Source organism: Mycetohabitans sp. B8 (assembly GCF_021991875.1).
Taxonomy (GTDB): Bacteria; Pseudomonadota; Gammaproteobacteria; order Burkholderiales; family Burkholderiaceae; genus Mycetohabitans.
Window position 1 is genome coordinate 1 of the sequence record NZ_JAHLKR010000024.1, and the last position, 25404, is coordinate 25404.

The 25404-nt window shown below is 59.1% G+C and carries 25 protein-coding genes, 1 tRNA gene and 5 pseudogenes; 13 read left to right on the forward strand and 18 right to left on the reverse strand.

What is annotated here, in order from left to right; all coding sequences use genetic code 11:
• Window positions 1–410: 410 nt before the first annotated feature.
• Both KQH60_RS13965 and KQH60_RS13970 read right to left on the reverse strand, forming a co-directional pair.
• Window positions 411–1766, reverse strand: a complete 1356-nt coding sequence (locus KQH60_RS13965; protein WP_237577026.1) for a hypothetical protein — start codon at window positions 1764–1766, stop codon at window positions 411–413.
• A gap of 633 nt (window positions 1767–2399) precedes the next feature.
• Window positions 2400–2849, reverse strand: a pseudogene (locus KQH60_RS13970) (IS3 family transposase); the annotation flags it as partial.
• A gap of 557 nt (window positions 2850–3406) precedes the next feature.
• On the opposite strand from KQH60_RS13970, the pseudogene KQH60_RS13975 reads away from it, so the two are divergent.
• Window positions 3407–4774, forward strand: a pseudogene (locus tag KQH60_RS13975) (ISL3 family transposase); the annotation flags it as partial.
• 31 nt (window positions 4775–4805) lie between these two features.
• A complete protein-coding gene (locus KQH60_RS15105; RefSeq protein WP_368669357.1) occupies window positions 4806–4997 on the forward strand; it encodes a transposase in 192 nt (63 codons plus the stop codon).
• Window positions 4998–5126: 129 nt separating this feature from the next.
• On the opposite strand, the gene KQH60_RS13980 is transcribed toward KQH60_RS15105, so the two are convergent.
• Both KQH60_RS13980 and KQH60_RS13985 read right to left on the reverse strand, forming a co-directional pair.
• A complete protein-coding gene (locus tag KQH60_RS13980) occupies window positions 5127–5819 on the reverse strand; it encodes a hypothetical protein (protein WP_237577027.1) in 693 nt (230 codons plus the stop codon).
• Window positions 5820–6210: 391 nt separating this feature from the next.
• A complete protein-coding gene (locus tag KQH60_RS13985; protein WP_237577028.1) occupies window positions 6211–7557 on the reverse strand; it encodes a hypothetical protein in 1347 nt (448 codons plus the stop codon).
• Window positions 7558–7728: 171 nt separating this feature from the next.
• Here KQH60_RS13985 and KQH60_RS13990 point away from each other — a divergent pair.
• The 5 genes and pseudogenes from KQH60_RS13990 to KQH60_RS14010 all read left to right on the forward strand — a co-directional run.
• Window positions 7729–8031, forward strand: a pseudogene (locus KQH60_RS13990) (IS3 family transposase); the annotation flags it as partial.
• A 122-nt stretch (window positions 8032–8153) separates the two neighbouring features.
• Window positions 8154–8471, forward strand: coding sequence for a replication initiator protein A (locus KQH60_RS13995; RefSeq protein WP_237577029.1), 318 nt, complete (start codon window positions 8154–8156; stop codon window positions 8469–8471).
• Between the two features lies 1 nt (window position 8472).
• Complete coding sequence (locus KQH60_RS14000) at window positions 8473–8778, forward strand: LPD7 domain-containing protein (RefSeq protein WP_237577030.1); 306 nt, start codon at window positions 8473–8475, stop codon at window positions 8776–8778.
• A 47-nt stretch (window positions 8779–8825) separates the two neighbouring features.
• Window positions 8826–9104: pseudogene (locus KQH60_RS14005) on the forward strand (CopG family ribbon-helix-helix protein).
• A 26-nt stretch (window positions 9105–9130) separates the two neighbouring features.
• A complete protein-coding gene (locus KQH60_RS14010; protein ID WP_237577090.1) occupies window positions 9131–9235 on the forward strand; it encodes a hypothetical protein in 105 nt (34 codons plus the stop codon).
• Window positions 9236–9338: 103 nt separating this feature from the next.
• Here the strand turns inward: KQH60_RS14010 and KQH60_RS14015 are convergent, their stop codons facing one another.
• The 6 genes from KQH60_RS14015 to KQH60_RS14040 form a co-directional block, all read right to left on the reverse strand.
• Entirely contained in the window at window positions 9339–9626 is a 288-nt protein-coding gene (locus KQH60_RS14015; RefSeq protein WP_237577031.1) for a hypothetical protein, read from the reverse strand.
• Between the two features lie 237 nt (window positions 9627–9863).
• Window positions 9864–9939 (reverse strand) — tRNA-Ala (locus KQH60_RS14020).
• A gap of 56 nt (window positions 9940–9995) precedes the next feature.
• Window positions 9996–10394 (reverse strand): c-type cytochrome, encoded by a 399-nt coding sequence (locus tag KQH60_RS14025; RefSeq protein WP_237577032.1) that lies wholly within the window; start codon window positions 10392–10394, stop codon window positions 9996–9998.
• Window positions 10394–11179, reverse strand: a complete 786-nt coding sequence (locus KQH60_RS14030; protein ID WP_237577033.1) for a BON domain-containing protein — start codon at window positions 11177–11179, stop codon at window positions 10394–10396. The genes KQH60_RS14025 and KQH60_RS14030 overlap by 1 nt, the downstream gene beginning before the upstream one ends.
• Before the next feature lie 22 nt (window positions 11180–11201).
• The gene (locus tag KQH60_RS14035; RefSeq protein WP_237577034.1) at window positions 11202–11789 is read right to left on the reverse strand and encodes an SIS domain-containing protein; all 588 of its coding nucleotides are present in this window, start codon (window positions 11787–11789) and stop codon (window positions 11202–11204) included.
• 32 nt (window positions 11790–11821) lie between these two features.
• Window positions 11822–12196 carry a YraN family protein gene (locus tag KQH60_RS14040; RefSeq protein ID WP_237577035.1) on the reverse strand — a complete coding sequence of 125 codons (375 nt, stop codon included), beginning with the start codon at window positions 12194–12196 and terminating at the stop codon, window positions 11822–11824.
• Between the two features lie 254 nt (window positions 12197–12450).
• Here KQH60_RS14040 and rsmI point away from each other — a divergent pair, with 254 nt between their 5' ends.
• On the forward strand, window positions 12451–13338 hold the full coding sequence (gene rsmI / locus KQH60_RS14045; protein WP_237577036.1) for a 16S rRNA (cytidine(1402)-2'-O)-methyltransferase: 888 nt from the start codon (window positions 12451–12453) through the stop codon (window positions 13336–13338).
• Between the two features lie 60 nt (window positions 13339–13398).
• On the opposite strand, the gene KQH60_RS14050 is transcribed toward rsmI, so the two are convergent.
• The gene (locus KQH60_RS14050; RefSeq protein WP_368669355.1) at window positions 13399–13920 is read right to left on the reverse strand and encodes a septal ring lytic transglycosylase RlpA family protein; all 522 of its coding nucleotides are present in this window, start codon (window positions 13918–13920) and stop codon (window positions 13399–13401) included.
• Window positions 13921–14624: 704 nt separating this feature from the next.
• Between KQH60_RS14050 and KQH60_RS14055 the strand changes: the two genes are divergently transcribed.
• Together KQH60_RS14055 and KQH60_RS14060 are read left to right on the forward strand one after the other, a co-directional pair.
• A complete protein-coding gene (locus KQH60_RS14055; protein ID WP_237577091.1) occupies window positions 14625–15272 on the forward strand; it encodes an MBL fold metallo-hydrolase in 648 nt (215 codons plus the stop codon).
• Window positions 15269–15964, forward strand: coding sequence for an exonuclease (locus KQH60_RS14060; RefSeq protein ID WP_237577038.1), 696 nt, complete (start codon window positions 15269–15271; stop codon window positions 15962–15964). Before KQH60_RS14055 ends, KQH60_RS14060 begins: the two co-directional genes overlap by 4 nt.
• A gap of 12 nt (window positions 15965–15976) precedes the next feature.
• On the opposite strand, the gene KQH60_RS14065 is transcribed toward KQH60_RS14060, so the two are convergent.
• Window positions 15977–17110 carry a glycosyltransferase family 4 protein gene (locus tag KQH60_RS14065; protein WP_237577039.1) on the reverse strand — a complete coding sequence of 378 codons (1134 nt, stop codon included), beginning with the start codon at window positions 17108–17110 and terminating at the stop codon, window positions 15977–15979.
• Between the two features lie 240 nt (window positions 17111–17350).
• On the opposite strand from KQH60_RS14065, the gene KQH60_RS14070 reads away from it, so the two are divergent.
• Window positions 17351–17809 carry an Lrp/AsnC family transcriptional regulator gene (locus tag KQH60_RS14070; RefSeq protein ID WP_237577040.1) on the forward strand — a complete coding sequence of 153 codons (459 nt, stop codon included), beginning with the start codon at window positions 17351–17353 and terminating at the stop codon, window positions 17807–17809.
• 100 nt (window positions 17810–17909) lie between these two features.
• Here KQH60_RS14070 and KQH60_RS14075 read toward each other — a convergent pair whose 3' ends face one another.
• The 3 genes from KQH60_RS14075 to KQH60_RS14085 form a co-directional block, all read right to left on the reverse strand.
• A complete protein-coding gene (locus KQH60_RS14075) occupies window positions 17910–19076 on the reverse strand; it encodes a cation diffusion facilitator family transporter (RefSeq protein WP_237577041.1) in 1167 nt (388 codons plus the stop codon).
• Between the two features lie 387 nt (window positions 19077–19463).
• Window positions 19464–19763, reverse strand: a complete 300-nt coding sequence (locus KQH60_RS14080) for an H-NS family nucleoid-associated regulatory protein (RefSeq protein WP_041753907.1) — start codon at window positions 19761–19763, stop codon at window positions 19464–19466.
• Window positions 19764–20227: 464 nt separating this feature from the next.
• Complete coding sequence (locus tag KQH60_RS14085) at window positions 20228–20659, reverse strand: CREG family protein (protein WP_237577042.1); 432 nt, start codon at window positions 20657–20659, stop codon at window positions 20228–20230.
• Between the two features lie 317 nt (window positions 20660–20976).
• Between KQH60_RS14085 and KQH60_RS14090 the strand changes: the two genes are divergently transcribed.
• The gene (locus KQH60_RS14090) at window positions 20977–22176 is read left to right on the forward strand and encodes an MFS transporter (protein ID WP_237577043.1); all 1200 of its coding nucleotides are present in this window, start codon (window positions 20977–20979) and stop codon (window positions 22174–22176) included.
• 314 nt (window positions 22177–22490) lie between these two features.
• On the opposite strand, the gene KQH60_RS14095 is transcribed toward KQH60_RS14090, so the two are convergent.
• Window positions 22491–23636 (reverse strand): branched-chain amino acid ABC transporter substrate-binding protein, encoded by a 1146-nt coding sequence (locus KQH60_RS14095; RefSeq protein ID WP_237577044.1) that lies wholly within the window; start codon window positions 23634–23636, stop codon window positions 22491–22493.
• 436 nt (window positions 23637–24072) lie between these two features.
• Here KQH60_RS14095 and KQH60_RS14100 point away from each other — a divergent pair, with 436 nt between their 5' ends.
• Entirely contained in the window at window positions 24073–24771 is a 699-nt protein-coding gene (locus tag KQH60_RS14100; RefSeq protein ID WP_237577045.1) for a dienelactone hydrolase family protein, read from the forward strand.
• Here the strand turns inward: KQH60_RS14100 and KQH60_RS14105 are convergent.
• Together KQH60_RS14105 and KQH60_RS14110 are read right to left on the reverse strand one after the other, a co-directional pair.
• Window positions 24732–24962: a hypothetical protein gene (locus tag KQH60_RS14105; RefSeq protein ID WP_237577046.1), complete on the reverse strand. Its 231-nt coding sequence runs from the start codon at window positions 24960–24962 to the stop codon at window positions 24732–24734. The genes KQH60_RS14100 and KQH60_RS14105 overlap by 40 nt on opposite strands.
• A gap of 62 nt (window positions 24963–25024) precedes the next feature.
• Window positions 25025–25330: pseudogene (locus KQH60_RS14110) on the reverse strand (high-potential iron-sulfur protein); the annotation flags it as partial.
• Window positions 25331–25404 lie beyond the last annotated feature (74 nt).

Consider the following 25404-nt stretch of genomic DNA (forward strand, 5'->3'; position numbering starts at 1 on the left):
CTGGATGTGGACTTACAATCACGATCGCCCGAACATGGCCTTGGGCGGATTGACGCCAAAACAGCGGCTGGCCATGGCCGCATAGTTTCTACTTCTGAACCCCATGGAAAACGGGGAGATTACCCATTGGTCTCAGTGCTTGAGCTTCGGCTTAGGCAACACAGCCCCGAGAGCGCCGAAGGCGTAGAGCGAGGGGTTCCCTGCAAGGGAGCCGTTGAGCGCTGCGAAATGCTGGGTGGCGCGGATGAGGTGCTGGCGCCTACATTAATGGAAGAAAGAGGTATCCGGTGATCCATGATGAATCCTAGGGTGGTGGTTCACCACTTGAAGGTAGACGGTGAACTGGCATCGCCCTGTCAGATCCGCGAAGGATCTCCCGGATAAACGAAGTATGTTGGTTCAGCCGCAGGTTAACGTGGCACACTTCTGAACCAAGGCACACTGTCCTGAATTCGCACCCGGGCCGGTTCGGAGAACTGGTTGGCCTCCATAAAGTGGGTGATTTCACCCCTCGCTATATTCCATTGACGATCGTCTAAGTTACGTATCGAACCCTGCGCTCGAAGTCTGCTAAGCACATCGCATAAGGCAGCTTCGCCCGCGCCATTCAATAGACTCAAACCCTGCTGCCACACCCACTTTATCAATGCATCGTCCAGTTTGTAGGTACACGTTAGTAGGCCCACTGCGACCTGCGCGCGCTGCGCTGGCAGTACGCGCAGCAATGCTGGCACCAGTAACTGGAATTCGTGTGCGTGATGCTCGCGCGGTAAATCCGTCAACCCCTCTGGAAGATAGCGTAGCGCAACGCCCAACTGCTCGTCAGGCAGCGACAGCGCCACATCACGCAGCTGCGTGTACTGTGCGAGCTGCTCCGCTTGCGGCAAAACCCATATGAAACTTGCTAACATGCCAACTGATGCGCCTTGAACAGAAAGCGGTAACTGCAGCGCTTGTCCGAGTAACACCGCATACAGCTCAGGGCGACGGTCGTCGTTTCCACCAAAGTGAATCATTCGCAGACACAATACCGGGATCAGCTCCGCTTGCTCGGACACCCTCAAGGATGCAAGCCGAGCCACGAGCGCCTGATAACGCTCGACAAACTCAGCTGAGCCAAACAACAAGAATCCCAAACTGTCAGCGAGTTCCGTCCAGACATTCTCCTCCTCGGGCGCACGCCGCTGCGCCATCGCGTAAGCGAAGTCGAATAATTCATCGCGATGGCTCCAATGAAAATCGGGCAATGTGTGCAACAACATCGCTTTTTGTATCTGCACGCCATCCTTCGGAATACGCTGCGCCGCCGCGTACATGCGCTTGAAGGCTTCGCCTTGCTCGCGATACGGCAACGCTTCCAACCGCTGGCGCAGCGCCTCAATCGGCTCAACGTGCTGCGCCGGATCGGCGAGCGTGCCCTCCATCTCATTGAGCAGCTGGTTGACTGACGCGAGACTTACGACTTGGTTGGCTTGTTGCCAGTAGCGGTAGACTAAACGCCGACTGTGCATCGCATGATACGTACGACGATCGACTGCTGAAAAACTTCCCACGTCTTGAACAGGCACGTAGTCACCGATCTGCTGAATCAGTTCGGGCGGCAGGTCATGATATGTCGTGGGCCGGCTGGCCAACGGGTTCGCCAGCCCACCGCTTGCTGGTTTCAATGTCGGCGGGGGGGCCGACGCAGCAGCTTGCGGGCACGACTCCAACGCACGCATGTAGGCTTGGTAGTCGTTCAAAGCGGCATTCAGATCAAAGTCCATCGGTAAGCTCGGCAATCGATAACAAGAAACGGCGCGATACGAAGCGAAGCCGCACGGCAGGTTAGCTAAAAGCGGGAAGCTGAGCACAGCGATGGGCTGTAAACGCCATGTTCTTGGCGGATAGCGCGATGCCCATATGCGGCAGCTATTACATCGTCTGTTGGTAACGCACACTGCTGAAGAAGCTCGTGTGAAGCTGGCAATGGTAAGCAGCACGCAGCCGAAACAACGTGCGGATCGAATAAGTGATGGTGCAGGTTTAGTTACATTCCACCATCCCGGGCCGCACCGTACACACGTAGCTTGGAGCGCGCGAAGCTTGTCCATTTCGCACGGCTCGTCGGCAAAGATAGAGAAATTTATTACACAATCTTTACATAAAGGCCGAATGAAAGCGGGTGCCCGTGGACACACCTGTGCACGTAGCAAGCCCTTTCCAATAGATCGCGTTGCGATATCGTTAGTAAAATAAAAAAGATAAAGGAAATCGTTCCGCTTTAGATCCCAGATGAAAAGGCTTACAAAGTTATGCTTCTCTGCGATGCCGCGGACCGTGAGTAGAGAAGTCGGCTTGGCAGGGTTGCTTCAAACTCGCATACCTTCGCCTTCTCAAAGATGATTGGCTGTTGTGATGTTATCCACGAGGCAGTTGCCTTTGCGCGACATGCTTTGCATGACGGAATGCTTTTGGAGCGCCTTGCGATACACCGACATCTGGTACTGCCAACCTTGATCCGAGTGAAGTATCGGCTTGTCATGCGGTCCAAGGCGGCTAAACGCTATCTTCAGCATGGTTCCAACCATGTCGAACAGCGCTCGCCGTGCGATCTCGTAAGCGACGATCTCGCTGTTGTAAAGATCAAGAACCGGTGACAGATAGAGCTTCTCACCACCGACATTGAACTGCGTCACGTCCGTCACCCACCTGTCGTTCGGACGCGCTGCATCGAACCGTCGCGCGAGGACATTGGGGGCTACGTGGCCGACCTCGCCCTTGTATGCGCGATACTTTTTCACGCGGACGTACGATTTCAGCCGCAGCTCACCCATCAGGCGTTGAACAGTCTTGTCGTCTAATTCCTGTCAATAAGCTTCCTCTCTGTTGCAATGCTTCATAGAGGCCGTCTCGTTGTCGTCTACGTGGTCGCAGTGGTCGCAGTGCGCCACAACGTGCCGTTTGAAAGTCGCTACAGCGTTCCGATGTGATTGCCGCGGTGGGACCGCAAAGCGGGTGAAGGAATCGCTGCGGCGACGTAATCAGCCTGAATGAAGTATTCGGCTCTGGCAGTGCAAATAGTCAAATCGAATCCACTATCTGATCGCCTTGAAGTCTGTTTGCCCCTTCCACATAGAGAGCAGTACGGTCGCTCATTTGCGCGCGGTGGCGACTATCGCCTTGCGAGCGCCAATGCGAGAAATAAGCGTTAGTGCCCATCGTCTCAGATCGCAGTTCTGCCGGTACCGGCAGATCAGAGATGATGTCAACAGCAACTTAGAAGTGGCTCTTCCCCACTTTGTGTGAACCTGCAGGTGACAATAGTGGTCAAGCGCGATATCGCATCACTCGGATAATTGTCGTGAATTTTTCCTTCCTTCAGCGCCTGTTGCCCGCTTCCGGCATGCGCATTGTCGGGTGGGAGATGATCGGCCATCGGCTCATCATTGCACTGAAACATCAAGGGCTCGTTGCGCACTGCACGGCGTGTGGAGCGGCAAGCTCCCGGATACACGGAGGATACCGACGACGCGTTGAGGATCTACCGTGTAGCGGCCATCGCGTCACACTGAAAATCCATGTGCGGCGCTTTCGTTGCGATAACACAATGTGCCGCCGGCGAACATTCGCCCAATGCCCGGCGCAATTCGGCCCACGTCAGCAGCGTCGCACAGCCCGAGCACAGACGCTGCTGTGGCATGTGGGCTTGGCGCTCAGTGGCGCCGCAGGTGCGCGCTTGGCGCAGCGGCTGGGCATTTCGATCAGCGGCGAAACGATACTTCGTTTGCTCAAACGCAACGGCCAGAAGCATGTCGCGACGACATCGCCCTCTACCATTATTGGCGTCGATGACTGGGCATTCAAGCGCGGTCATCGCTATGGCACCCTACTGGTCGATCTCGAGCAACGGCGCCCATTGGATCTGTTGCCCAATCGTGATGCGACATCGGTGGCGAACTGGCTAACAGGAAACCGTGCAATCCGCATCGTGTCACGCGATCGCGCGGGAGTTTACGCCGAAGGCATCACCCGTGGCGCGCCGCAAGCCATACAAGTGGCCGACCGATGGCATCTATTGAAGAATCTTGGCGATGCTATTGAGCGCGTGCTGAGTCGCTGCCAGCGGCCTATCCGCGAAGTTGCACGCTCGCTCGATCACGCGCACGCTTGTGCCACATTGCCAGCGATCGAATCGAATGCGCCCGGCGTGGCAACCACGTCGCGCGCAAAGGAGCAGCAAGCGCAGCGGCGCGAAGCGCGGCTCGCACGCTATGAATCGGTCATGCACCATCATCGAAGCGGGATGGCAATCCGAGCGATGGCGCGCATCACGGCATTGGACCGGCGTACAGTGCGACATTGGATCAACGCCGGTGGGTTTCCTGAGCGGGCGCAACGGCCACCCGCAGCCAGCAAGTTGGAGCCCTATCGAGCGTATCTTGCCCAGCGCTGGCGTGAAGGCTGCCCAAACTCGGCGAGGTTGTATCGGGAAATCGTGGGCCAAGGGTTCAACGGCGGTTGCGGCATCGTACGCCAAGCCCTTCAGCCTTGGCGACAAGCCTGTGCAATCACGCAGCAGCTGCGTACTGCTGTATTGCGAGCGGTGCCTTCCACTCGTCGCGTAGGCTGCTGGTTAATGGGCCGGGGCACGGCCTCGCTCCCCAACGACAACAAGCGGCACATCGAGCACTTTGTTCAACGACTCGACGAGCGAAATCCACAGATTGTGGCGATCCGGCGGCTGTCGCGCGAGTTCACTGACATAGTCAAGCGCCGCGCCCATCAAGCGTTGGCAAGCTGGCTGCGCCAAGCTCAGGCCAGCGGTGTACCAGAAATGCAGCGGTTTGCAGCCAAGCATTGGCCACGACTACGATGCCGTACATGCTGCACTACTCACACCCTACAGCAACGGCATCGTCGAAGGCCATGTCAATCGGCTCAAGTTGCTCAAGCGCCAAATGTATGGCCGCGCCGGCTTCCAACTGCTTCGTACTCGCGTGTTGAATCGGTGCTGAATGGTGACGTGAAACTTCACACAAAGTGGGGAAAAGCCACTTCTAAGTTGCTGTTAACAGCGATATGCATCCGTGTTGTAAGGTAAGCCATGCAGCTTGCCGTGAGTGGCCGCCAGCGCCGCTCGATCATCACATTTGCGCCGAGGTGGAGGCTTCGTTGCTCGGTTGCTTGCCGGCTTCGCTGATTGGCCGATGGGTAACGACAAAAGCCTTGTAATACACATCTTTTTTATTATTAGGTTCGGCAAGTATAAAGTGACCATTTTGTTCAGTTAACCGGCTCAAATCAATCTCTTTACCCTTTGCCTCCGGGCTAGCGATAAAATAGCCTTTATGCCATTTCAGCTGGCTCAAATCAAGTTCTTCCCAGCCGCTAGGATTGCCAATTTCGAGGCATCCATTTTTATGTCCGGCGGCTTTATTGTCGCCCGTGGTAAGCATCACGTGGAAGGGCTTGGTTGCTATGCGAGGAGGCTCGGTTGATTTGGCCACTTCGGCTTCGAAGAAGCCGAGGGTATGTCCAGGTGGCACGTTTCTCAATTCATTGGCATTGTTTATCCGTCTATCGGACGATGCAACCAAATCTGTCTTAGCATCCACCGATTTATACCGATTTTTAGAGATGGCCCCTGCTTTAAACGCACAGTCCTTGACCGCATCCCAACATACGTTGCCTTTACTCGTCAAGGATTCGTTTTCTTTTTTATTTAATGGCTTACCATTCGAATCGCGTTCTGCGGAACGCCTGGCATAGTCCGCTGCCTGATTGCAGTAATACTCGCTGCGCTGTTCTGGTGTTAAGTTGGAGAGATTTGGCTCCAAATTGGGCAGGCAACTCGTTATACAACTGTGCACTCCAGAAAGCACTGACTGACCGATCGATTGTCCCTGGGTCTCTTCCGCTGAGACAGACCCATTGGTCTCAGTACTTGAGCTTCGGCTTAAGCAACACAGTCCCGAAAGTGCCGAGGAGGTCGATCGAGGGGCCCCCTGCAAGGGAGCCGTTGAGCGCTGCGAAATGCTGGGTGGCGCGGATGAGGTGCTGGCGCCTACATTAATGGAAGAGAGGGGTATCCGGTGGTCCATGGCCAATCCTACTTAGGATGACGGTTCACCACTCGAATGTAAGCGGTGAACTGGCATCGCCCTGTCCGACTCGCGAAAGCTCCCCCGAATAAACGAAGTATGCCGGTTCAGCCGCAGGTTAATGTAGTTAACTTCTGAGCCAAAGCAGACTGTCCTGGAATCGCGCTCGGGCCGGCTCGGAGAACTGGTTGGCTTCCATAAAGCGGGTGATCTCAACCACCGCCATATCCCATTGATGATCGTCTAAGTTACGTATCGCACCCTGCGCTCGAAGTCTGCTAAGCACATCGCATAAGACAGCTTCGCCTGCGCCATTCAATAGACTCAAGCCCTGCTGCCAGACCCACTTTGCCAATGCATCGTCCAATCTGTGGATATACGTTAGTAGGCCAAGTGCGACTTGCGCGCGCTGCGCTGGCAGTACGCGCAGCAATGCCGGCTCCAGTAACTGAAGTTCGTGTGCATGATGCTCGCTCGGTAACCTCGTCAACCCCTCTGGAAGAGAGCGTAGCGCAACGCCCAACTGTTCGTCAGGCAGCGACAGCGCCACATCACGCAGCTGCGTGTACTGTGCGAGCCGCTCCGCGTGCGGCAGAACCCATATGGCACTGGCTAACATGCCAACCGGTGCGCCTTGATGAGAGGGCGGCAGTTGCAACGCTTGTTCGCGTAACACCGCATACAGCCCAGGGAGGCGGTCGTTGCTTCCCCCAAAGTGAATCATTCGCAGACACAATACCGGAATCAGCTCTGCTTGCTCGGATACCCTCAAGGACGCAAGCCGAGCCACGAGCGTCTGATAACGCTCAACAAACTCAGCTGAGCCAAACAACAAGAATCTCAGACTGTCAGCCAGTTCCGTCCAAACATTCTCTTCTTCGGGCGCACGCCGCTGCGCCATCGCGTAAGCGAAGTCGAATAATTCATCGCGATGGCTCCAATGGAAATCGCACAATGAGTGCAACAACAGCGCTTTTTGTATCTGCACGCCATCCTTCGGAATACGCTGCGCCGCCGCGTACATGCGCTTGAAGGCTTCGCCTTGCTCGCGATAAGGCAACGCTTCCAAACGCTGGCGCAGCGCCTCAATCGGCTCAACGTGCTGCGCCGGATCGGCGAGCGTGCTGCCCATCTCACTGAGCAGTTGGTTGACTGACGCGAGACTGACGGCTTGGTTGGCTCGTTGCCAGTAACGGTAGACTAAGCGCCGACTTTGCATCGCATGATACGTGCGACGATCGACTGCTGAAAAATTTCCCACATCTTGAACGGGCACGTAGTCACCGATCCGTTCAATGAGTTCGCGCGGCAGGTCACGATAGGTCGTGGGCTGGCTGGCCGGCGGGTTCGCCAGCCCACCGCTTGCCGGTTTCAGTGTCGGCGGGAGCGCCGACGCAGCAGGCTGCGGGCACGACTCCAACGCACACATGTAGGCTTGGTAGTCGTTCAAAGCGGCATGCAGATCAAAGTCCATCTGTAAGCTCGGCAGTCGATAAAAAACGGCGCAATACGAAGTGAGGCCGCGAATCAGGCTAGCGGAAAATGGGAAACTGAGCACAGCGATGGACTGTGAACGCCATGTTCTTGGCGGATAGTGCAATGCCAATATGCGGAAGTTGTTACCTCGTTTGTTGGCAACTCACACTTTTGAAGAAAAATGAAGGCCACGACGAGTCGGCGCGAAGCGCTGGAAGTGCTGCCTCAGCGGGGGCTATCGCAACGCAAGGCATGTTGCTATTTGGGACTGAGTCGTCGGGTGGCAACCTATGCGCTTAAGCAACCGCAGAAGGATCGGAGCGTGGGCGAGCGACTGATTGCGGCCGCTCAGGAAGTGCCGCATTTGGGTTACCGGCGGATTTCAGCCTGGCTGGCGCTGGGCAAACCGCGCGTGCGGCGAATGTGGCGAGCGTTGCAGCTCAACATTGGGCAGCGTCGTCGTCGTTGTGGCTGTCCTATCATTCAAGGTCGGCCGGACTCAAGGAACGAGGGACAAACCATGTTTCCCCGGACCGTCTACGCCAGCAAGATTTCTTCATTGCCGACATTATCGATGCTGCGCCAAAGGATGACATGGCCAGTATGGAACATCCGCTGTTCGCGCTGAAGGCAGGGGATATGCGGGTGCGCACCTACGAGCGCAACGGCGCGATCGTCAAGGTAATGCCGGGCACCTACGGGTGCGCAACGATTCACGACAAAGATCTTTGGATCTACTGCGTTAGTCAGTGGTGCGAGGCGAAGAACCGTGGTCGCGAGATCACGCGCACCGTGCACTTCACCGCATACGACTTCCTGCGCGTGACAAGCCAGTGCACCAAAGGTCGCGCCAGTTATTTATCGGTTGGACGACGGCCGCGACGCTTTCATCGATCTCGGGCGACGCATTGACGTGCTCGCCAAAGGCAACCGCGACGACGTATCAATCACGACTGCGTTGCAATTGGCAGCGAAAAAGTACGGGGGCGCATTCGAACTCACGGGCAGCGAAAAATTCAAGCGACGCGCGATCGACATCATGGTCGAACATCGAATTGAGGTCCGGCTCCGAGACGCCAAGCAGGAAGCGCTGCGCGTGCCAAGGCAGCGGCCGCAGCGCAGCAGTTGTCCCGGCAAACGCGCTGCCGCCCCGGCAAGCCATGGATTGGCCAATGGGTCATCGCAAATATTGGGGCGACATGGACTCGCGTTGCGCTGAGGTCTATAGTAGTCTCAGGTAACACCTTTTGCTACGGAGGCCGTGTCATGGTTACGGCAACATCCATCAAGCTTGATGATGAACTGAAAGGGCGGGTTCAGCACTTGGCTGAGGCTCGTCGGTGAACTCCGCATTGGATCATGCGTGAAGCCATTGAGCAGTACGTCGAGCGCGAGGAAAAGCGTGAAGCATTGAACCAAGACACGCTCAAGGCATGGAATGAATTTCAGGCGACCGGCCTGCACGCGAGCGCCGAGGAAGTGGATAAGTGGCTCGCGAGCTGGGGAACTGAAAACGAACTGCCCTCGCCGGAATGCCACAAGTAATCTTTGCGCCGGCAGCTATCCGGGACATGCAACGATTGCGCGACTTCCTGCGGCCGAAGAATCCTGACGCCGCAAGGCGGGCTGGCGAAGCGATTAGACAAGGCGTGCAGGCTCTCGGTACTCACCCTTGAATGGGACGTCTCGTAGAAGATCTGCCCCAGCAGTATCGGGAGTGGCCGATCGATTTCAGGGATAGTGGTTACATAGCCCGGTACCGCCTCGACGGCGGTACCGTCACGATCTTGGCCGTCCGACACCACGCTGGCTGGCTTCAGGGGAAGATTGGTCTGTTTCAACCAATCGTCCCTCAGTTTGGCGATGTCCGCGCTTCGCACCGAAGCCATTGGTCTGGACGCAATGACCGTGCTCTTCCAAATTGCGCAGCAGAGACGCTTCCTGCACGTAGCCCTTCTTGGAGGCGGCGATTTCAGGATCGTATCGATCGAGCGCTTCCGCGAACGTGGTCGATTCCGCTTCGGCCCGGCTGACGAAGACGCCGCGATCGATCTCCGACTCGATCAATCGAGCCCAAGCCTCTGCTTCAGCTCGCGTGTTGAATGTCTTGATCTATACTGGGTAGCTTTTGCGCCGAACGCGGGCCTGCCACTGAAGATCGCCTCGACGGGTGATAGATGCCATTCACTGCTCCTCAAGTGTTGCGTCCAAGGCTTCGACAGCCCGAGTGGCGCAAAATTGGCCCAATAAATCGAATCTACCAAAGAAAAAGGGCTTAGCCATCAGCTAAGCCCTTGATTCTATTGGTGGAGCGGAGGAGGATCGAACTCCCGACCTTCGCATTGCGAACGCGACGCTCTCCCAGCTGAGCTACCGCCCCACGTGAAGCGGTAAGTATAGCAGAAATACACACTCCAAAAGCAAGACGTTTACCCGCTACTTCCGCGGCGCCCCCGCCAGCACCCAATCCACCAACACCCTCGCCTCAGCCTCACTCAACCGAGGATGTGACGGCATTGGAATCGGTCCCCATACGCCTGCTCCGCCTTGCACGACCTTCTTGACCAGCCGCGCGGGCGCCGTCCCGTCTGCCTTGTACCGTTGAGCGATTTGAGCAAAGCTAGGTCCGACAAGTTTGCGCTCGATGGCATGACAACCGAAGCACGCATTCTGCTTCGCCAGGGCCTGCGCGCGCTCGGCATCATACGCCTGCGCGCCGGTGGCCGCCCCCGCCAGCACAATGGCCGTGCCCCAACGCAACCGTCCCCACCGGGTCAACCCGAATCCGCCCTGCAACCCAACCCCGTGCCAACGCACCTGACTGACCTCACTCATCAATTCGGTGCCTTCGGGTTACCCGGCTTGATCGCCGAGTTGGACACGGGTGCGGGCGGCTGTTGATCCAGCGGTTGCTCAGTCACCCCTGCGGGCGGCACTTCGCCCACCGTTGCTCCCGTCGACTGCTCCACCGCGGGCTCGGAAGCCACGCTGGCGCCGGATGCCGGCATCGCCACCAGTGACTTCGCATCCTCGGGCTTCACGTACTGAAACAGTTTGACGACCTGCTTCACGCCGGTCACGCGACTGGCGACGTCGGCTCCTCGATTGCCTTCGTCAACCGTCACCAAGCCCATCAAGTAGACAATGCCGCGCTCCGTGGTCCATTTGTAATAGTTCGACGAAATATCCCTGTTGCCGACCAACGCGGCCTGCACCTTGCTACTGATATACGTATCGCTGGTGCGCGAAGAAAATGAACTCGCGGGCTGCACTGCCAGTTCATTGGCGATACTACTCACGTTGATAATGTCACGCACGATCGACTCGGCCTTTTGCTTCGCGGCCTCATCCGGCACCTCACCGGTCAACAGCACGCGACGGTTATAGACCGTCAGGTTGACGTGGGCGGTGTCCGGCAATGCATTGCCGATCCGTTTCAATGCCTTGATTTGGATCTCGCGGTCCTCCGTCTGGGCCCCGAGCGTGCGCCGATCAACGGCTATCAGCGTGCCGCCGGCCGCGCCGCCCAGCAGCAGTAGGCCGCAGCCTTGGAGCGATGAAGCAAGGCCCACGGCCAGCACGGCATGCATAAGCGTCTTACAGACGCGAGTGGCAGTCATCGACAACCTCTCCCTAATTTAGTTAGTCTTCTTCCCCGAGCAGCATTGCATCGATCCCGTCGCACAAGCAGTGAATCGTCAGCAGCTGCAACTCATGAACCCGCGCTTGACGCTGCGCGGGCACGCAAATATGGATGTCGGTATCGAGCAGTGCTTGGGACAGCGGTCCGCCGCCGGCCCCAGTCAACGCGACGACGATCATCTCCCGCTCATGCGCAGCATCGATGGCCGCAACCAACGCCGGCGCATCATCGTACCCGGCGATTGCAAGCAGTATGTCGTCGCCGTGCCCCAGCGAGCGCACCTGACGCGCGAAAACCGCATCGTGCGCCTGTGTGCCACCAGACGCTCTCATCCAATCATCATTGGCCAGGGCAAGCGCCGGCAGCCCCGGCCGGTCGCGCTCGAAACGACCAACGAGCGCTGCCGCGAAACGCTGCGCGTCCAACATGCACGCGCCATCCCCGCATGTCAGGATCTTGCCGCCGTTCGCCAGTGTCGCGAACATGGCATCGATCGCCGCGGCGATCGGCACTCCCAGCGCATCCAATGCAGTCAATGGCCACTGCGCACTCTCGCGGAACTGCCGCTGAATTCTCTCGATCGACATCAATTGTTCATGCTCGTTTCTCGCCCGCGAGTTTACCGCAGTCGCGGATCTTCGCTGAAGGCATCAACGACCCACGTCAGTCGGCCACCATCGAACGCGACGATGTCGAACCGGCAAGGCGGCACCGCCTTCAGGCGCCCACCCGCCAAACGCGTGGCCAGGAAAGCCCGGGCGGCGGCCATCAGGCGGTATTGCTTGCGCCTATCGACACTGGCGAGTGCCCCACCATAATCGGGGCAATTGCGGGCACGGACCTCGACAAATACGATTGTCCCATCGGTGGTCCGCATGACAAGGTCGATCTCCCCGCGCCGATAACGTACGTTGCGCGCTATGAGCACCAACCCGTGGCGGCTCAAATGGCGCAGCGCATGCGACTCGAAAACACGACCGACCTGCTTCGACATCGGCCGGCGCGAAAAGTTGTCCAATGACCCCTCAGCCCGCGTCGGTTGTGTCGGTTGTGTCGGTTGTGTCGGTTGTGTCGGTTGTGTCGGTTGTGTCGGCTGTGTCGGCTGTGTCGGCTGTGTCGGCTGTGTCGGTTGTGTCGGCTGTGTCGGCTGCATAGGCTGCATCGCCAGCCGGGTGGTACTAGTCGCCGTACCACGTCGTGGCACAATGGCGGGCGCTTCGTTGCTCATCGCTTCTCCCGAGGTATTCCTTGATCGATCCCCTCTCGCTCGCCGAGAACCAGCACTATCCGGCACCGGCGCTTTATGTGATGGCAACGCCGATCGGCAACTTCGCCGACATCACGCTCCGCGCGTTGCACGTGCTTGCGCTGGTGGACCGCATTGCGGCGGAAGATACGCGCAACACGGCTCACCTGCTCGCGCGTTACCGAATCACGCGCCCATTGCTGGCGGTTCACGAACACAACGAACGCGAAGCCGCACAACGCGTCGTTGAGCTTCTGCGCGCGGGCGAGCGTATCGCGTACGTGTCGGACGCGGGCACGCCTGGCATCTCGGATCCGGGCGCACGGCTGGTCGACGCGGTACGCAATGCAGGACTGGGCGTGGTGCCGATACCGGGCGCCAGCGCGGTAACCGCTGCGCTGAGTGTGACCGGCGATTGGGCGGGCACGTTTACCTTCGCCGGCTTCCTGCCGACCAAGCCGAAGCAGCGGACCGCCCGGCTCCAGGCACTGGCGTCGCGCGAGGAAGCGCTTGTTTTCTATGAGGCGCCGCACCGCGCGCTCGAGACCGTACGCGCGTTGGCCGAAACGCTTGGCCCGTCGCGTCGAATGTTGATCGCGCGAGAAATCACCAAGCTACACGAGAGCCTGCATCAGTGCATGCTGGCCGAAGGGCCAGCATGGCTCGCCGCCGATCCGAATCGGCTGCGTGGCGAGTTCGTCCTTGTGGTCGAAGGTGCTGGCGCACCCACGCACAGTGACGCGCACCAGCACGACGCGATACTGACGACATTGCTGGACGAAGTGCCGGTCAGCACCGCGGTCAAACTGGCAGTCGCGCTGACGGGCGCATCACGTGGCGTGCTCTATGCGCGTGCGCTGGAATTGAAAAAGGACGGATCGGGAAGATAAAAAAGCCGCGATTGAACCGCGGCCCGAGACAAAGCATACTGCACAAGCTCGCGGTGTCGATCATCTGGCCAACGCGAGTTGCTCGGTCATCGCCACGCGAGCCTCCTCGCGCGACAAGCCTTGCAGCCGAACTCTTGCGGTCCCGGCATGCTGCAGCCCAAGCGCATTCGCCGCCGCCTGCGACAGGTCAATGATCCGTGCGCTGTGATACGGCCCACGATCGTTAATCCGCACCACCACCGATTTCTTGTTCGCGACGTTGGTCACGCGCACAAACGACGACAGCGGCAAGCGCCGATGCGCAGCAGTCAACGCATACTTGTCGAAGCGCTCGCCGTTCGCGGTACGACGGCCATGGAAACGAGGGCCATACCAGGATGCGCGGCCCTCCTGCTTGAAATCCGACACGTCAGGCGCATCCGCGACCAGCGGCTCGGCATCGGCAAGCAACGGGGCATTACGCGCGGCCATGTCGGCCGGCGCATCGCCCCGCTTCCCGCGCGCGAGTGCATCCAGGGCTGACTTTGCACGGCTCGACACCGACTGGACGACCGCCGTACCGCTTGCCCTCGCGCTTCCCATCGTTGGGCTCACCGTCGTTGGCTCCTTACGATCCCCATCCATCGCGCAACCGGCCAGCAGAAGGAGGGCACAAACGATCCCATAACGTCGAGGCCATCGAGCTTTCATAGGTACGTCTTCACTATTATGAGCCGTCACCTATGGCCACGGCTCTGGGCGAACAAACGGATGCGCCATGGCACCGCGCAGGCAAGCTGCGCTCGGTGGGCGGCGCGACCGCGAAACGGCAAGCGCCGTGGTTCGCCAGGTTCAAGGCACGTCTGGCCGCCCTTTAAGGGACGTCATCCAGACCCGAATCACCGCTGACGACGTTACAATGTTGGCATGGCACTTGCTAGTTAAGCGTCATGCTGATCAGCGGTGAAGGCTCCGTACCAGTGCCGGGCTACGCCGGGAATCAGGCGCCCCGTGTCCAACCGGATGGAACGTGTCGCATCAACTTGTGATGCTGGATACCGCCGCGTGTCGTACGCGGCGTTATTACTGGACGGCGCCCTCTTCGACCGTGCGGTGCGAGGGCGTCCGACTTGACTGCACAATTAAGGTGCATGCTGGCCATTATACCCAATTGTGCAGATCATCATTTTTACGCAATACGCCGCTGCGGTCATGCGAACGCGCGGATGCGTGGATGCACAGATCGGGACATGACGACTACAATGTTGCCTTCACTTAGCCAGCCGTTCAGTGCGCTTCCGAACCCGATGCAAGTCAAGCTGATTCCCGTCACGACCTTCATGCAGAACTGCTCGCTGCTCGTATGCGAGCAGACCCAACGCGCCGCCATTGTCGATCCGGGAGGAGATCTGACGTTGATCGAAGCACAGGTGCAAAAGCACGGCGCGAGCGTGGAAAAGGTGTTGTTGACGCACGGACACGTCGACCATTGCGCAGGTGCCCGTGCATTGGCAAGCCACTACGGCGTGCCGATCGAGGGACCGCATCCGGATGAGCAATTTTGGCTGGCATTGCTGCCGCAGCAGAGCACGCGTTTTGGCTTGCCGGCGGCGCAAGCGTTCGAGCCGGACCGCTGGCTGCACGATGGCGATACCGTGCGGTTCGGCAATGAGATATTGGAGGTCCTTCACTGCCCGGGACATACGCCGGGACACGTGGTTTTTTTCAGCCGCGAACATCGACTTGCGCTGGTCGGCGACGTACTATTCGCGGGATCGATCGGACGGACGGATTTTCCGCGCGGCAATCATGCGGATCTCATCGCGTCGATCCGCAAGAAGCTGTGGCCGCTCGGTGACGACGTCCGCTTCGTTCCCGGACACGGTCCGATGTCGACCTTCGGCGAGGAGCGGCGCACGAATCCGTACGTGGCGGACCACGTTACTGCCAGTTGATCGGATACTCAATGGAAGAAATTTACGTCAGCACCGATATCGAGGCGGACGGCCCGATTCCCGGCCCGCATTCAATGCTGAGCTTCGCATCCGCGGCCTATACCGGAGACAAACAGCTGATCGCAACATTCTCCGCTAACTTGGACACGCTGCCCGGCGCATCCCCCCATCCGGTTCAGGACGCGTGGTGGAAAACGCAACCCGACGCTTGGGCGGCATGCCGTACAGATACGCGTGCGCCCGAAGAAGCACTGCCCGCCTATGTCGACTGGGTTGAGGCTTTACCCGGCAAGCCCGTCTTCGTGGCCTATCCGGCCGGCTTCGACTTCACGTTCATGTTCTGGTACATGATGCGCTTTGCTGGCCGCTGCCCGTTCTCCTGGTCGGCGCTGGACATCAAGACGCTGGCGTTTGCGATGACCGGGCTGCCTTACCGGAAGACGATCAAGCCAAGGTTGCCGAAGCACTGGTTCGACACCCATCCGCACACACATGTCGCGCTCGATGATGCGATCGAACAGGGGGCGTTGTTTTGCAACATGCTTTCGGAGTTGCGCGTGCGCCAGGCGGCGCATGCCGAATGGCTGGCGGGGGCAACGCACGACGAACTCGCGCAAGCGACGCCTCTCGACCCGACGGCAGGCCCCGCGGAGTCAGAAACGGAACCCGGACAACAGGGCGGCGGCCGTTGAGCCGCCCTGCCGTCACGCTTTCGGCATGTCGGCGATCCTCAATCCAATCCGCCGCATCGCCGCTAGATAGCGCTCAATGACGATCCGTTCGTCATAGCGCTGCTCAACCATTCGTCGCCCCCGAGCGCCCATGGTCGCGCGCGCGTCCGGCCCCATTTCGATGATGTGCTGAAGCTTGCGCGCCAGGTCGGCAGCATCCCTGGGCGCGCACAACAACCCGGTTTCGCCGTCGACCACGACTTCCCGGCACCCGATCGCTTCCGTCGCCACCAGCGGCTTGGCCATCGCCGCCCCCTCCAACAACGTGCGAGGCACGCCTTCACGATAGGACGGTAGCACGAGGCAGTCAGCGCGCGCGATGATATCGCGCACGTCTTGTGTCGTGCCGAGGTACTCGACCACGCCTTCGGCGACCCACGTACGCATCTGCTCGGCACTGATCGCGCTTGGATTGGCAACGTCGGTCGCGCCGAGCAATTGGAACACCGCCTGCGGATACACGGCGCGGACAAGACGGGCAGCCTCGACGTATTCGCCCACCCCCTTATCCCACAGCATGCGGGCAATCAGCAGAAAGCGCACTTTGCCGTCGGACATGCCCGCTGCACGCGGCGCGAAATGAGCAAGATCAATGCCCTCGCCGGGCAACACCTGCGTCTTGACCGGATCGACCAGTCGCTGCGCGACGAAGTCCTGTTGGTCGTCGCCGTTAAGGAACCACACCTCGCGCGGGAAACGAAAAGCGAAGCGGTACAGCGCCTTGGCCACGCGCGCGACGAAATTGGTATTGACGAACGCGTAACCAAGTCCCGTGGTCACGGCGATACATGGCACACCAGCCAGCTTGGCCGCGATCGAGCCATAGACGTTCGGCTTGATAGTGTAGTGGAACACCAGGTCAGGTTTCAGCGCACGGTAGCGCATCACGAGCGTGCTCACCAACCCGATATCGTGCAGCGGGTTCGTACCTTTCGCGGACAACTCCAGCGGGATGACTCGCACGTTCAACTCGCGTGCGCGCGACAACGTATCGTCAATGGGCGCCATCACGACGACGTCAACCCCCATTCCGACCAGCGTGCGCAGCAGTCCTGGGCGAAAGATAACAATGGACCACAGCGTATTGGCCACCAGCACGATGCGCATGATGAAAAGGTTTTTGGTTGCGAGCGCGCGCAGTCTAATGGAGTGGCCCGACTCGCACAATTGCCAATCGCAAAAATGCCGGCCTGCTTGCCGACGTGGCGGATAGGAACGTTATGAGTGAAAGTATCGCATAAGCATGCTAGATAGAGGTGAAGTCACTCATCTTAAACGATACGAATTGCGTTTTATTCGCGATTTCTCTACCATTCAAAAAATAGAACGCGCTAAAGGGAGGCACTCTTGGCACTCGATGCGTTTTCTCAAAAGATATTGCGCCTATTACAACTCGACGCGCGCCGCTCGGTACAAGAGATTTCCGATCAAGTCGGTTTATCGAGTACGCCGTGCTGGCGAAGAATCAAGGAAATGGAGCAGTCGGGGGTGATCCAGCGCTACACTGCGTTGCTCGACCGGGAAAAGCTCGGATTACATGTGTGCGCGCTCGCCCATATCCATTTGACGCGCCATACCGAAGGCGGCGCCGAGCAATTCGAGCGAGAAATCGCGACCTGTCCGGAAGTCACCGAATGCTATAGCACGACGGGCGAGGCCGATTATATCCTCAAGATCGTTGCAGCCGATATCAAAGCTTACGACACGTTCCTGCACGAGCGCATTTTCAAGTTTCCAGCCGTCGCGCAAGTCCACACCAGCGTCGTACTGCGGGAAATCAAGTTCGACACGCAATTGCCGCTTTGATAGGGTGTGTGCCCCACCGCCGCTTGACATACTCGGGCTGCCCGCGGCAAGCACGGGTGGCAGCGCCTCCATGCTGCCGCACTAGCCTACGCGGTGTGCGTCAGGCCGTCGCGTGCACCGCTGCCAAACCGACCATCCGCCGCAGCCGAATCTGGCACACACCGAGACGCCGGGCGACGGCATCGAGATCGAGCGCTTGAGTTAAGTCACGATCACCGTCGACTTGCACGCCGCTGGCCGGTGCGAGCAGCAAGTCGAGTTCGACGCCGTGCCGCAGATAATGGATGTCGAACGACACGATCTGCACGCCGCGAGAAGAGAGTTCGCGCTCCAGATCCTTGCACAGCCGATCGCGCGGCGGCAACGCTTCCCATGCGGTGCGCTCATCGTCGCTCTCTGGATCGACGTGGATCAACGCATCAAGCACGTGCGGCTCCTTGAGCACACGCAGACGGGCTGTCTCCGCGATATAGTGCCCCTCGGAAACAGTGATTCGAGGTTCTACAAGAATATGGGCATCGACCAACGCCGCATCGCCCATCTTGCGCGTTCTGAGCTCATGCACCCCTTGCACGCCAGGCGTCGATAGCAGCGTTTCGCGGATTCGATGTGTTGTCTGCTCGTCCAACGCCCGGTCTGACAGGTCTTGAAGCGCATCCCAGCCAAAAATCCAACCCATCCGGACAATCATGAAACCGACGACCGCTGCCGCGATCGGATCCAGCCACCGCCAGCCCGCCAGACTGCCGACGATACCGACCGCAACCACAAGCGAGGACGCGGCATCGGATCGGGCATGCCACGCATTGGCCACCAGCATCGCCGAACGCACCCGCTGCGCCTCGCGCAACATGTAGCGGAACAGTAATTCTTTGGAAAATAGCACCGCCACGGCGACGACAAGCGCGGACACATGCACGGACGCGATCTCATCGAGATCGGCGATGCGCTGCGCGCCGCGCCACATCATGCCGATGCCCACGACGATCAGTAAGCTGCCTAGAAAAAGCGAAGCAACGGTTTCGTAACGGCTATGGCCGTAGTTATGATCGGCGTCCGGGTGAGCCCCGCTGTGCCGATTGGCAATCAGCACGACGCAGTCGGACACGAGGTCAGCCAGCGAATGCACGCCGTCGGCAATCAACGCTTGCGAATGGGCAAGTACGCCGACCACGATCTGCGTCATCATCAGCACCGTATTGAGTACGATGCTCACAAATGTGGATTTCTGCGCGACGACTTGGCGCTCGGGCAGCGAGGTGGTCATGAAAAACAGATAAGGGCGGTGAAGGCCATCGATTGGATCGCTATTTTACCAGCCCAACCCGGCTCGCGCCGCTTTCATGGATATTTTCCGAAATAAATCATCGGTTTACGATGATGTGACGCATTCTCATTCCACGTCTACAGCACACTGCGGGGCTATCGCGCGCAATTCCCCAGTATCCACCAAGGTGCGCAGCCGGTAGGAGTTTAGGCTCGACATGAGTTTAGGCTCCATCTGGGTTTCGACCCACCATGGTTTGCGCCGAGCACGGCTTTGGGCACCGCAATAAAAAAAGGCCAGTGGCCCCTGTCGGGCACACGGCCTTCTCTTTGTGGGCGATCCGTGGTGCGGCATGCCCCGTTATAATCGCTTGCGCGACTTCCTGACTTATTGCTGAATCAAATACTGATCCCGATTTTTTCCAGCAATCCACTTCGGCGGTTTGCCACGACCGGACCAAGTGCTGCCACTAGCCGGATCGCGGTATTTCGGCGCCACACCTGCACGAGGCCGTCCCGCCTTTGCCAGTTTACCTCGGCCAAAGCCGAGATCAGCCAGCGTAATACCATAATCGGCCATCTTTTGTTTGATGTCGTTGACAACTTCAGCAAACTCTTTGGCCTTTGCCTCTTCGATTTGCTTTTCCAGCTTTTCACGCTGTGCAAGAAGCTCTTTGTACGATGACATAGGGGTCCTTGGATAGTAGACACGACTCGGTTCTGCGTCCGTTAAGTCGCTCCAATAAAGATCACCTCGGAATAGTACGTAGTTAATTTAACACAGAATGCGCCTGAGACAAATAGCTAGGTATACAGATTCAGCATTGGATTGACGTCGTGTTACAAAAGCACGCTCGCGCGACTGCCTATTACCGCGGCGAACTCAGTGGAGAACCACTGACCAACAATCACCTGGAGACCGTGACAATCGGCATCCAGGTTCAATTTTATTCGACAAACCTCTAAGGCGTGAGTCCTTGCACATTGATTAGTCCGGGTTTTTCCCGACTACTGGGAAGCGAGGCACCATTGTAACTGACGACAAATGGCCAGATTAAATAATACGTCGGGTTTAACCCATTCAGCAGAAGAATACACGCGCGTTCGTATTGCGAATAATTTCGCGTAGCGAACGCGTCACTGCCCGGCAAGTCAGCAGAGTTGACGCAGTTCGGCAGCAAGCGCCGCGTACAACGCATCCAGTTCGTTTCGCGGCTCGTTCAACGCCACGCGTGCACGGCGGCCGTGCCGCACCCAATCCACGCCAAAGCGATCGGCCCCAAGCAGGCGAAAACTGCGTGCTACCGCGTCGCCTGGCGTCAACGCGTCGATCAACGCCTGCTCTTCGTGCTCCACAAGTGCAGGAAAGACATCTAATTGCATGGCATCCAGCCATCCCATTGCGCCAAATGCGTCGATGTAGCGGAGGCGCTGCGAACTGAGCACGTAAAACATAAAGTCGCCCAGCGCCAGATATCGCTCAGCCTCCAGGTGATAGCGCAAATACCGACGCGCCAGCGTCGCCCCTGCCTCAGCGGTCGGCTCGAACCGTCCGACGATCGTGACCCGTTCGGTGTTCGACACATCGACCGCGGGATCGTAGACGAGAAAGCCCGCGTGCGAATCTACGGCAAGATTGTGCGTGTGTTTGGCTCGGCTCGGCTCGGCTCGGCTCGGCTCGGCTCGGCTCGGCTCGGCTCGGCTCGGCTCGGCTCGGCTCGGCTCGGCTCGGCTCGGCTTGCAATAAGCTTAACGGCTCACTGGCGACGCGAGTATGACGCGTTCGCTAAAATAGGGAATCTTGCCGCGTGTTGGACGCGGCCCTCTCACTTTAGCTTGGTGCCGCCCCATCCGGGGGCTCGCCGCGGGGGTTACTTGTGCCCGATCAATACTCTTCGAATATGCGTGACTCGGCCGCCACGTCTTTCTCCTCCACCGCGCGGCGACTGCCGCGCTCGGCGCTATGGCGCGCGCGCATCGCGACGATGGCGGTTTTCTTCGTGAGCGGCATGCTGTACGCGTCGTGGGGTGTGAACATACCGACGGTACGCGACAAATTTGCACTGGACGCCGCACAATTGTCCGTCGCGCTGTTTGCAGTGGCCGGCGGTTCGATTGCGGCGATGCTGCGTGTCGGGCCCTGGCTCGCCAAGGTGGGTACGCACCGCGCGTACATGATTGCCGGCCCTGCGATGGGAGTCAGTGCGTCGCTCCTGCTCACCATGCCTTCCTATATTGCACTGCTGGCCATGCTCGCACTATTCGGGGTCACGATGGCCACCGTCGATGTCGCAATGAATGCCGAAGCCAGTGCGATTGAAAACGCCGCCGCCACGCCGATCATGTCATCGTTGCACGGCATGTGGAGCGTCGGCGGTATGGGCGGGGCGGCTGCCGGTGCGGCGTTGCTTGGCCTAGGTATCGCCCCTCAGCTGCACATGGCTGTGGTGTCGTTAATAGCCGTTGCAGTCCTACTCGCGGCGCGAGGCTCCGTGTTGCCGCATGTCGCCGAGAAAGGGCATCCGCCGCGAACAGGCAAGCCACACAGCGGCTCGCGCGATTTGGCATTGCTCGGTAGTGTTGCGCTGATCGCGCTGATCGCCGAGGGCGCAATGTACGACTGGGCGACTGTTTATATGCGCGACACCGTGCTGGCCAGCCCCGCTTTTGCAAATATCGCGTACGCGTCGTTTTCCGCCGGCATGGCCGTCGCACGATTCGCGGGCGACTGGGTCCGCGCCCGCCTCGGTGCGCCCCCATTCGTCTGCATGAGTGCGTTGCTCGCCTGTGCCGGCATGGTGATCGCATTGCTGCTGCCTTTCCCGTATATCGTGCTGACCGGTTTCACGTTGATGGGACTCGGAATGGCGAACATGATGCCGGTACTGTTTGCCGCGGCGGCCAACGTCAAAGGCGTGCACGCGGCACAGGGCTTGGCGCGCGTTGCGGGAACAGCATATGTGGGATTGCTGGTTGGCCCTGTGCTGATCGGTGGCGTGGCCCAAACCACGACGCTACCGATTGGGCTATCGGTTGTCGCGCTGTGTGCAGCGCTGGTCGCCGTCGTCGGGCCACGGATCTTAAAGCGCGTCGGACTATAAATCAGCCCCCTATCGCGCGGAATTTCCGACTCGCTCCGATAAGAGTACGGCTCGCGGAATGGCTCATATGACAGACGCTCGTGCCACTCGAGCGTCTGTGCACACGGTGGCACCGATATAGGTTACGGTAGACGCCGAGCCTCCAGTTCCGCCTCTTCAACCGGTTGCGCATGCGCTCACTGCCTTGCGCATCAGAACCGACGAGCGTTGCATCGACGTCGCGTCGCACCGCCCCTGCACCGGCTGGCAACCGTTGAGCACCACCGCGTGTGCCTTGAGACAAGCGTTGAACGCGTCGAGCGCGGCACGCTAGGTTACATCTTCACCACATCCAGCACCGACTTCTTGCCGGCTTTGTAGTGATACAGCGAGATCACGCCGTGTTTGAGATCGCCCTTCGCATCGAACGTGGTTTCGCCGATCACGCCCTTGTAGTCGGTGTTCGGCATCGCGGCCAGAATCTTTGCCGGATCGGTTGAGTGAGCGCGCTTCATCGCGTCGGCGATGATATACACCGCATCGTAGGTGAACGGCGCATAGATCTGGATTGACTGGCCAAAGCGCTTTTCATACTTGACTTGGAACGCCTTGCCGCCACCCATCCGCTCGAGTGCCATGCCTGCTTCCGAGCACACAACATTATCGGTGGCGTCGCCCGCCAGATCCGACAGCTTGTCGGTACACACGCCGTCGCCCGCGAGGATCTTGGCGCGCAAGCCGAGTTGCTTGGCCTGCTTGGCGAACGGACCACCGGTGGCGTCCATGCCGCCGTACATGATCGCATCTGGGTGCTCGCCCTTGACCTTGGTCAAGATCGCGCGGAAGTTCACAGCCTTGTCATGGGTCGCATCATGCGACATCACCTTTAGGCCGAGCGACTTGGCCCTCTTCTCGAATTCGTTGGCCAAGCCCTGCCCGTACGCCGTCGAGTCATCGACGATCGCCACGGACTTCATCTTCAAATTCTTGGCCGCGTAATTGGCCAACGCTGGGCCTTGCTGCGCATCGGTCGCCACCACGCGATACGTCGTCTTGAAGCCCTGTTGGGTGTACGCGGGATTGGTCGCCGACGGGGAAATCTGCACGATGCCCGCATCGCTGTAAATCTTGGAGGCCGGAATCGACGTGCCCGAGTTCAGGTGACCGACCACGCCCACGACCTTGTCGTCGACCAGCTTTTGCGCGACCTGCGTAGCGGTGCGAGGGTCGGCCGCGTCATCCTGTGCATCTAACTCGAGCTTCACCTTCTGGCCATTGATCATGAGCCCCTTGGCGTTGATTTCCTCGACAGCCAGCCGGGCACCGTTTTCATTGTCCTTGCCCAGGTGGGCGATACCACCGGTCAACGGCGCGACGTGACCGATCTTGACAATCGTATCCGCCGACGCATCGGTGGCAAAGGCGACGCACAGCATGGCCGCGGCACTGACCGGCAGCAGCTTGTAAAGCTTGATGGTCATGTCAGTCTCCAGTTTCGGTTCCAGCATGTCAGCGCAACTGCCCCGTGCCATGCCCGATGCCGAAACACTGACGTAAGCAGCCACGCCTGAGGCATGGTCATGCACTTGGCAAGCCTGAAACGACGCGCTTTTGACAAGCGACGTCACAAGCTGCGCGCCAGTGTAGGTCATCCAATTAACTTAGGGAATACTTTAAGAGCGTGACAGCAACCTAATGACAGACCATTGCTGAATATCAAAAATACACGCTACAGGAAAACCCACTATTTTTACAAGACGTCAGCCCGCCATTCATGCACGCTTCGCCGTCGATTGCGTGTTCCATTCCAGTCACAGCCGCAACGCGACGCACCGACGATGCGCGCGCAGGCATTGAAATGGTGGCACACTGGTTACCCCTTCCCATTCGGTTCTTTTTAGCGACTCGGAGATCAACGTGACTACGCATTCGACATGGCGCGACATTGCCACCGACGACGGAACGTTCCAAGCGTATCTCGCGCTCCCGCATACCGGCAAAGGCCCCGGGATCGTACTGATTCAGGAAATCTTTGGGGTCAACCAACACATCCGCGAAGTGGCCGACCAGTACGCGGCGGACGGCTACGTGGTGTTGGCGCCGGACATTTTCTGGCGCGGCGAGCCGCGAGTCGAACTCGGGTACGAAGACGCGGACCGCAGCCGGGGCATCGCGCTGATGCAGCAGGTCGACTTCAGCAAGACGTTGAAGGACCTCACCGCGACCGCGCAGGCGCTGCGCGCGCTACCGGAGCAAGATGGCAAGATCGCCGCGATCGGCTATTGCTTCGGCGGGCTGCTCGCCTACAACATGGCTGCGCACGACTCGGTGGATGCCGCGGTCGCCTATTATGGCGGCGGCATCCAGAATCAGTTGGACCGCGCGGCACAGGTGCATGTGCCGATACTGTTTCACTATGCCGAGCAGGACACGAATATCCCGCTATCCGCGGTGGGGCAGGTAAAAGAGCGCTTCACGGGCCGAGACAATGCTCAGTTTCATCTATACCCGGGCGCACACCACGGCTTCAACTGCCCGCATCGCGCGACTTACCAGCAACGCGCAGCCGCGTTGGCTCATGGGCGCACGCTGACTTTCCTGGTCGAATATCTGTAGCTGAACGGGCCAAAACCGCCGAACAGCATCACTGCCGGGTTGTTGGCGAGGGACAACTCGGCAACGCGCACGAACCGTCCGGCGTACCCGGCCAGCGCAATGGACAAAATCGCCTGCACCACGATCAAGCTTGCCACCGACGGCGCGGCGGCAAACCACGAAAACCACGGATCGTTGATTAGCAGCGACACGCCAAGCAGCCATCGCGAGAACTTGCGGCGCGATACGCGGACCAGGCGCCGGTTGTACTACGTTTTTTATTGTATGCGTTACACCACCCTTTGCCGACCACTTGCCTGCCGCCAAATAGTGGGCAGAGGGCGAACGCGTCGGTTGGCTTGCCTTAGTAGAACGTGCAATTCGAGCAATCCTGGCCTGCCGCGTATCTCGCGTACTTGGCCTTGTCCACCTTGGCCGCATCGGACTTGTAGCCGAACGCCTGGGCGGTGGAGTTCGTTTCCTGAAGCTTCGGCGCGTCCGCGAGCGCGTGGCGTGACAGCGCCACTGTACAGACGCCGCCGAGGGTGAAAATCAGGGAAGTACGACGAGTCGATTTCATGGGGCTTGTTCTCCGTTATCAGGTTTCAACGCCGCTCTGCGGCGGCGCTGCACAGCATGGCAAGCTGGGACATG

Excerpts from the sequence above, each read along its gene's own strand:
- KQH60_RS13965 (WP_237577026.1), bottom strand. The coding sequence starts at position 1,766 with ATGGACTTTGATCTGAATGCCGCTTTGAACGACTACCAAGCCTACATG.
- KQH60_RS13985 (WP_237577028.1), bottom strand. The coding sequence starts at position 7,557 with ATGGACTTTGATCTGCATGCCGCTTTGAACGACTACCAAGCCTACATG.
- KQH60_RS13995 (WP_237577029.1), top strand. The coding sequence starts at position 8,154 with ATGGCCAGTATGGAACATCCGCTGTTCGCGCTGAAGGCAGGGGATATG.
- KQH60_RS14010 (WP_237577090.1), top strand. The coding sequence starts at position 9,131 with ATGCAACGATTGCGCGACTTCCTGCGGCCGAAGAATCCTGACGCCGCA.
- KQH60_RS14025 (WP_237577032.1), bottom strand. The coding sequence starts at position 10,394 with ATGAGTGAGGTCAGTCAGGTGCGTTGGCACGGGGTTGGGTTGCAGGGC.
- KQH60_RS14030 (WP_237577033.1), bottom strand. The coding sequence starts at position 11,179 with ATGACTGCCACTCGCGTCTGTAAGACGCTTATGCATGCCGTGCTGGCC.
- KQH60_RS14035 (WP_237577034.1), bottom strand. The coding sequence starts at position 11,789 with ATGTCGATCGAGAGAATTCAGCGGCAGTTCCGCGAGAGTGCGCAGTGG.
- KQH60_RS14040 (WP_237577035.1), bottom strand. The coding sequence starts at position 12,196 with ATGTCGAAGCAGGTCGGTCGTGTTTTCGAGTCGCATGCGCTGCGCCAT.
- KQH60_RS14050 (WP_368669355.1), bottom strand. The coding sequence starts at position 13,920 with ATGGGAAGCGCGAGGGCAAGCGGTACGGCGGTCGTCCAGTCGGTGTCG.
- KQH60_RS14055 (WP_237577091.1), top strand. The coding sequence starts at position 14,625 with ATGCAAGTCAAGCTGATTCCCGTCACGACCTTCATGCAGAACTGCTCG.
- KQH60_RS14065 (WP_237577039.1), bottom strand. The coding sequence starts at position 17,110 with ATGCGCATCGTGCTGGTGGCCAATACGCTGTGGTCCATTGTTATCTTT.
- KQH60_RS14075 (WP_237577041.1), bottom strand. The coding sequence starts at position 19,076 with ATGACCACCTCGCTGCCCGAGCGCCAAGTCGTCGCGCAGAAATCCACA.
- KQH60_RS14080 (WP_041753907.1), bottom strand. The coding sequence starts at position 19,763 with ATGTCATCGTACAAAGAGCTTCTTGCACAGCGTGAAAAGCTGGAAAAG.
- KQH60_RS14090 (WP_237577043.1), top strand. The coding sequence starts at position 20,977 with ATGCGTGACTCGGCCGCCACGTCTTTCTCCTCCACCGCGCGGCGACTG.
- KQH60_RS14095 (WP_237577044.1), bottom strand. The coding sequence starts at position 23,636 with ATGACCATCAAGCTTTACAAGCTGCTGCCGGTCAGTGCCGCGGCCATG.